This is a genomic window from Domibacillus sp. A3M-37 (assembly GCF_024213455.1).
GTDB classification, from domain to species: Bacteria; Bacillota; Bacilli; order Bacillales; family Domibacillaceae; genus Domibacillus; species Domibacillus tundrae.
In genome coordinates, this window is the sequence record NZ_JANAVL010000062.1 from 1 (window position 1) to 1,719 (window position 1,719).

Consider the following 1,719-nt stretch of genomic DNA (forward strand, 5'->3'; position numbering starts at 1 on the left):
ACGTCTTTTTGGTGAATCGGTATATGTAACAATTAATCTGGTTTGTTTTAGTTTTTTGAAATAGTATTTTTCAAAGGCGGTAAAGTACTCTTTTTTCAAGAATGGGTAGGCCGGCTCTTCCATAGAGCATGCGCTTAATCGTCTTGAGGCGGTTTACATGGCCCTCCAGCAGCCCATTACTGTAAGGCAGACAAAAAGCATTTTTCACTGCCTTGATATCACTTCGAAGACGCAAGGCATAATGGTAAAACGGCTGCTTACGTTCGGAAAGCTGCTCTTTGAGCCACATCAAGAAGCCGTCGTAATCTTTTTTATCAAGACAGTCCCGATAGGACTGAACGACTCGGCAAATCGGCTCCACGCTTGGATATAACTCAAGACATTTTTGCACAAGAAGCCATTCTTGTTTATCTAGCTTTTTAATGCCTTTCCAAAGAAGGGAAGCGAGCTTTCGCCGTGAGAGCTTTGTGCTCATATCATTCAAGAGTCCATGTTTTCGTTTCTTGCGAATCATTTCTACAATGATTCGCACCTGGGAGCGGGTCCCCTTGTAGCCTTCAAGCTGGAGAAAGCTGACAATTTCATTGATCGTATGTCCGTCTTTTTCCAGCTCTTCAATGCGCGCCTTGTACGGGTCAGCTCCCTTTTTTCGAGGCCGCCGGCCTACTGGCGGCTCTTTCATCGTGATATATCTTTTCACCGTGCGTGGATCAAGGCCGAATTCTTTCGCCAGAAATGGCACATTCTTTCCGGATACAAACTCTGACTGCACTTGCTGGATAAGCGAGCATCTTTGATCCATCTTCTTTTTAGCCCTTTCCTGGACTTTTGTCAGTAGCACTTCCGGATTCCCTGCCTCGGCCGGATGATTCCAGGTCAGAACGGGCGGTACAAGTGTTGACAGAGCCGAGTCCAGCTGCTTTCTTGCATTGCGGATAAAATGCCAGCGATCATACACTTGAAGAATATCGTGGCTCGCCTCTGCAATTCCCTGACGGAATCCTGTATATCCATCACGGCTGATCAGTGCAACATGAGGATGCTGCTTGAGCCATTTTGTGATTGACTCTGGTGTACGGTTAGAGAGAAGCGCAACAGGCAAATGAGACTCGTGATCGCAAATCAAGGCTCCATACGTGTGACCTTTACGAAATGCAAAATCATCCAGGCCGAGAAAAGGGAGACACCAAGATAGGGACATCTGTCCGATGGACAAGGCTAAGCAGGGCATCATGGCTAACAGGAAGATTCAGAGATTTTGCCACTTTTTCAGCGGCTAGGCAGCTAGTCGAAAACGCAATTTTCCGCAATGCTTCTTCTGCCCTAACGGTTCTGCGCCTGTTAGGCAGCAGCCATTCCTGCCGTTCAGTGAAGATATTTATAGGGCAATTTGGTTGGTCGCAGAACCATTTTTTCGTCATCACAACCAGGTCGACAGGACGATTACTAATCGGCAGATCTTGTACTTTACGGATATATCGGCTATGAGGTCGGGTGCTCGGCTGACAGCAGGAAGGACAGGATGCGGATTCGTGGCTGCTTTTAACAGTCAGAGTTATAACATCACGTGAATCATCTACGTTCAAAAGTTCCAAATGGGGATCAGGAGATGACCATAAAAAATGAGTCATTGGAACGCACTCCTTTTCCTTTATTATATCAGCCTAACAATAAAAAAACCGTTCACCAGCTTCACGTAAGAACCTAAAAAATGCTGTT

2 protein-coding genes are annotated in these 1,719 nt (G+C 46.1%); both read right to left on the bottom strand.

Features of this window, described 5'->3' with window-relative positions; translation table 11 throughout:
- Window positions 1-70 precede the first annotated feature (70 nt).
- Complete coding sequence (locus NLX67_RS22520; protein ID WP_254313627.1) at window positions 71-1,126, bottom strand: transposase; 1,056 nt, start codon at window positions 1,124-1,126, stop codon at window positions 71-73.
- Between the two features lie 34 nt (window positions 1,127-1,160).
- Window positions 1,161-1,631 (bottom strand): transposase family protein, encoded by a 471-nt coding sequence (locus NLX67_RS22525; protein WP_254313628.1) that lies wholly within the window; start codon window positions 1,629-1,631, stop codon window positions 1,161-1,163.
- Window positions 1,632-1,719 lie beyond the last annotated feature (88 nt).

Bases quoted from the DNA above. Each gene is read 5' to 3' on its own strand.
- NLX67_RS22525 (WP_254313628.1), bottom strand. From the start codon at position 1,631: ATGACTCATTTTTTATGGTCATCTCCTGATCCCCATTTGGAACTTTTG.